2 protein-coding genes and 1 rRNA gene are annotated in these 4,959 nt (G+C 65.9%); all 3 read left to right on the forward strand.

Features of this window, described 5'->3' with window-relative positions; genetic code table 11:
* Positions 1 to 98: ribosomal RNA gene (gene rrf / locus AC1DD3_RS21950) — 5S ribosomal RNA — on the forward strand; the annotation flags it as partial.
* A gap of 229 nt (positions 99 to 327) precedes the next feature.
* On the forward strand, positions 328 to 1,428 hold the full coding sequence (locus AC1DD3_RS21955) for a LacI family DNA-binding transcriptional regulator (RefSeq protein ID WP_230121498.1): 1,101 nt from the start codon (positions 328 to 330) through the stop codon (positions 1,426 to 1,428).
* Positions 1,429 to 1,627: 199 nt separating this feature from the next.
* Positions 1,628 to 4,636 (forward strand): glycoside hydrolase family 2 TIM barrel-domain containing protein, encoded by a 3,009-nt coding sequence (locus AC1DD3_RS21960; protein WP_476882518.1) that lies wholly within the window; start codon positions 1,628 to 1,630, stop codon positions 4,634 to 4,636.
* The last annotated feature ends 323 nt before the right edge of the window (positions 4,637 to 4,959 follow it).

Below are 4,959 nucleotides of genomic sequence, written 5' to 3' on the forward strand. Positions count from 1 at the left end.
GGGAAACGCCCGGTCCCATTCCGAACCCGGAAGCTAAGACCCACAGCGCCGATGGTACTGCACCCGGGAGGGTGTGGGAGAGTAGGTCACCGCCGGACAACCATTAGGTCGAGGACCCCCAACCACGTTGGGGGTCCTCCCGCAGTTAAACCCCGCCCCACACCCACGCTCTCGCAGTTCCTGCAGGAAACCAACCAACGCTCTCTCAGTTCCTGCACCCTCTCCGGCACGCTCTCGCAGTTCCTGCACGGAAACAAGGGACCCTCCCGCACGTCCAGCAGCTTCTCCGGCGACGCTTCTCCGGCGTCGGCTCTAGACTTACACTCCATGAGCCCTACATCCTCTGGACGCCCGGCAAAGCCGGCAACAATCCTCGACGTAGCGGCCGCCGCAGGTGTTTCACGCCAAACAGTCACGCGCGCCATGAACGGCATGCCGGGAATCAAAGAATCCACCCGGGAACGCGTGCAGGAGCTCGCACGTGAACTTGGATACACGCCAAGTCGTTTTGCGAGGGGCCTCGTCCAGGGATCGCGAACTTCGGTGGGACTTGCCATCCCCGATCTCACCAACCCTTATTTCCCGGCGTTCGCTTCGAGCGTGGTGGAGCTGGCCACCCAACGTGGATGGCACATCGTGGTTGACGACTATGGCCATGGCGGACGGACCGGGCTCGATGCCGTGGACCACCTGGCACCCCAAGTTGACGCCGTCATCGGATACCTGGGTGGGTACGCCGAGCAGGCTCAGGCCGTGATGGGCCGGCGCCCGCTGATTGTCCTGGACGAAACTCCCGGCGGTGCAGCAGGAAGCATCAACTTCGACTACGCCGAGGCAGCAAAGCTGGCCGTCGATCATCTGTGGAACACGAACCGGCGCAATATCGCCTATCTGGACGCGTGCAGCTCCAGCCTGATCGGGTCCGGCCAGGTACCCACTGGCCCATCCAAGTTCGGGGCTCCGGAGGTCGTAGCCCAGGTTCCGTCAACAGAAGCTGAGGCTGGGCCGTGCACCGTCCGCGGCCGGGCTGTCACTGGGCGCCTGTACGGTACCGGGGCTCCGTGGGCGCTGGTCACGGCGGCGGAAACGGCTGAGGCAGCGCGAGCGGCCGCCGCTGCGTTGCTGCGCGAGCGGCCCGAGACCGATGGGATACTGGTCTTCAACGATCTGATGGCTGCCGGCGTCCTGAAGGCAGTTCATGAAGCGGGACTCAGGGTTCCGGAAGACTGCGCGGTCATAGGCATGGACGGCATCCCGCTGGGGGAATTCCTGACGCCAGAGCTCAGCACCTTGGCGCTGGACCTGCGGGAGGTGGGCCGCGCCGCCGTCGAACTCCTGGAAGGGCTCCTGGCCGGCGCCGTTGCGCCCGGTTCAGACGCCGCCCGGCTGACTCTGGTGCATCAGCTGATCCTGCGCGAGTCGGCCTGAGCCGCTTGGGAGGTACCTCCGCTGGCCGCAGCCGCGGTGAGCGGCAAGGTTTGCCGACGCGAAGCGAGGAACACCCTGTTCAAGAAAGGCCTGCTCGCGTAAGATCCATGGAACGTGAACGTTCACGAACCAATCCGGGTGCCATGACTTCGTAACCGAGCGCCCCTGTACCGGAACAACTCCAACCCGAGGAAACGCCATGTCAGTTGAGCACACCACCGGACACGACGCCGTCGCCGTAGCGGAATCCGCCCTGGACCTGGCCGCTGAACAGCTTGCCGGGATCGAGTCCCTGGCCCCGCCGCAGGGTACGCTTCCTGCCCGCGCCTACCTTGAAAGCGCAGCGCCCCGGCTGTCCCTGAACGGCATGTGGAAGTTCAGGCTTCACCCCGGCATCCGTCAGGCACCGCAGGACGGCTGGCAGTCTGGCGGGGACCGCCCGGACTTCACCGATCTCCCGGTGCCGTCCAGCTGGCCCATGCACGGCCACGGGACACCCTGGTACACCAACGTTCAATTCCCCTTTGCCGTGGAACCGCCGCACGCACCGGAGGCCAACCCCGTCGGGGATCTGTTCGTGGAGTTTTCGGCGGGTCCGGAGTATTTCCCGTCGGCGCTGCTCCGCTTTGACGGCATCGAGTCTGCCGGAACCATCTGGCTGAACGGCACGCTGCTGGGCACCACCCGCGGCAGCCGGCTCGCGCACGAATTCGATGTTGCGGGCGTGCTGGTACCGGGCAGGAATGTCTTGGCCGTCCAGGTTGCCCAGTTCTCGGCTGCCAGCTTCGTGGAGGACCAGGACATGTGGTGGCTGCCCGGCATCTTCAGGGACGTCACGCTGCAGGCCCGCCCGGAAGAGGGGATTGATGACGTCTTTGTCCACGCTGACTTCGACCACCGCAGCGGTGAAGGCATCCTGCGCATCGAGGCGAGCCGGGCGGGCGAGCCGGTTGACGCCGTCGTGCGCGTTCCGGAACTGGGCCTGGAATTGCCGGCCGGGGCCGAGCATCGGCTCCCGGGCATCGACCCGTGGTCGGCCGAGCTGCCACGGCTGTACGAGGCGAGCGTCAGCACGCCGGGGGAGACGGTCTCCGTGCAGCTCGGGTTCCGCACCATCAGCATCGAGGACGCCCAGTTCAAGGTCAACGGGCGCCGGATCCTGCTCCGCGGCGTCAACCGCCACGAACACCACCCCAAGTTGGGTCGGGTGGTGCCGAGGGAGGTCATGGAGAGCGAGCTGTGGCTCATGAAGCGGCACAACATCAACGCCATCCGGACGTCGCACTACCCGCCCCACCCGGATTTCCTGGCGCTGGCGGACCAGCTGGGCTTCTACGTTGTCCTCGAGTGCGATCTGGAAACCCACGGTTTTGAAGAAGGCGGCTGGAAGCAGAATCCCAGCGCCGATCCGCACTGGCAGCCCGCGCTTGTTGACCGGATGTCCAGGACGGTGGAGCGCGACAAGAACCATGCCTCGGTCATCATGTGGTCCCTGGGCAACGAGGCAGGTACAGGCGAGAACCTGGCCGCCATGTCCCGCTGGACCAAGCTTCGCGACCCCTCCAGGCCCATCCACTACGAGGGCGACTGGACCTCGGCCTACGTGGACGTCTACTCCAGGATGTACGCCAGCCAGGCGGAGACCGGGCTGATCGGCCAGGGTGTGGAACCTCCCCTGAATGATGCGGGCCTGGACGCCCGGCGGCGTGCCATGCCGTTCGTCCTGTGCGAATACGTCCACGCCATGGGCAACGGCCCGGGCGGCATGTCCGAATACCAAGAGCTTTTCGATCGCTACCCACGGCTGATGGGCGGCTTCGTGTGGGAGTGGCTCGAGCACGGCATACTCCGCACCGGGGAAGACGGGAAGGAATACTTCGTTTACGGCGGAGACTTCGGCGAGGAAGTCCACGACGGCAACTTCGTCACTGACGGCCTCGTGGACGCCAACCGCGTCCCCCGCCCGGGCCTGCTGGACTTCAAGAAAGTGATCGAGCCGCTATCCATCGACGTGGCGCGGGACTGGTCCGCGTTTGCGCTCACCAACCGCTTCGATTTCGCTGACACCTCGGGACTGGAGTTCCGGTACGTTGTGGAGGCCGACGGCGTAACGGTCGACGGCGGCCGGGTGGACGTTGCGCCCGTGGCGCCGCATGAGTCTGCCGATGTGCGGCTGCCGGCGGGGCTGCTGGAACGCGCCGCGCCGGCTCCTGCGGTGCTCACGGTACGGGCCGTACTCCGGGAGGACGCCGCATGGGCAAAATCAGGGCACGAGGTTGCCTGGGGCCAGGCGTCCGCCAAGATGCCGGCCGCCCCGAAGCCAACGGCCATTGCCAGGGTCGAGGTCGAAGAGGAGCTGCTGCGCCTAGGGCCAGCCGTCTTCGACCGTGCCACAGGTTCGCTTACGCGGCTGGGTGAAACCCCCGTCGAAGGACTAAGGCTCATGCTGTGGCGTGCCCCCACGGACAACGACCTCGGAGCGGAATGGGGCAGCCCGGATCCCCGCCCCGCGGCCAAGCAGTGGCTGGACGCCGGCCTCAACCGGATGCACGCGCGGCTCCTCGGCATTTCCTCCCGGCCCTCGGCTGGCGGTGGCGAGGAACTCGTTGTGCGGACACGGGTTGCCCCTGCCGGCAAACAGTTCGGGGTTCTTGCCGAGTACACATGGTCCAGCGATGGAACCGGCGTCAGCCTGCGGACCACGGTCACGCCCGACGGGTCGTGGATCGACGCCGGCTGGCCAGTCCCGTGGGCGCGGATCGGGGTTGAACTGATCGTGGGGACATCGACCAGGACCGTGGAATGGTTCGGCCAGGGACCGCATCACAGCTACCCGGATACCGGCCAGGGCACCAAACTTGGCTGGTACAAATTGCCGTTGCGGGACATGGACGTGGATTACGTCCGCCCCCAGGAGTCGGGCGCCCGTTCCGGCGTGTACTCGGCAGCTTTGGACCTCGACGCCTGCCGGCTCGCCATTAGCGGCGCACCATTTGCACTTACCGTGCGCCCGTACAGCCAGGAAGTCCTGGCTGCCGCCACGCATCAACCGGAGCTCCGCCCGGACGGCCGAACTTACGTCTACGTCGACCACATGCGCCATGGCGTCGGCACCGCGGCCTGCGGCCCGGGGGTTCTGGACGGCTATCGCTTGGAGCCGCGGGAAGTCGACTTCACGGTGGCGTTCCGTGTGACTCAATCCACATAAGGCAGCCGGACAGGCGGTGATGCCGTTAGGGGGCTTTGTGGGCCGGAAATCCCCGGAATCCCGCGGATTTCCGGCCCACCCTTTTCGCTAGCGGGTGCATTTGCGTGGGGTGCCCGGGCCGTGTAAAGTAATTCGAGTCGCCGCCGCTGATGCGGAAAGAAAGCGACCGACCCCCTTCTGAATGGCCTGGAAAACGGCGCTTTTATGGCGTGTGGAATCCGGGTGGGGATCCTTGTTTGAGCCGTGGACCGCGGAGACGCTGGTTTGCAATGTGGTTTGGATTCGGGTAAGTTTGGGAAGTTGCTCCGGAGCGATCTGCGACT

It is taken from the genome of Arthrobacter sp. 05T444 (assembly GCF_056395905.1).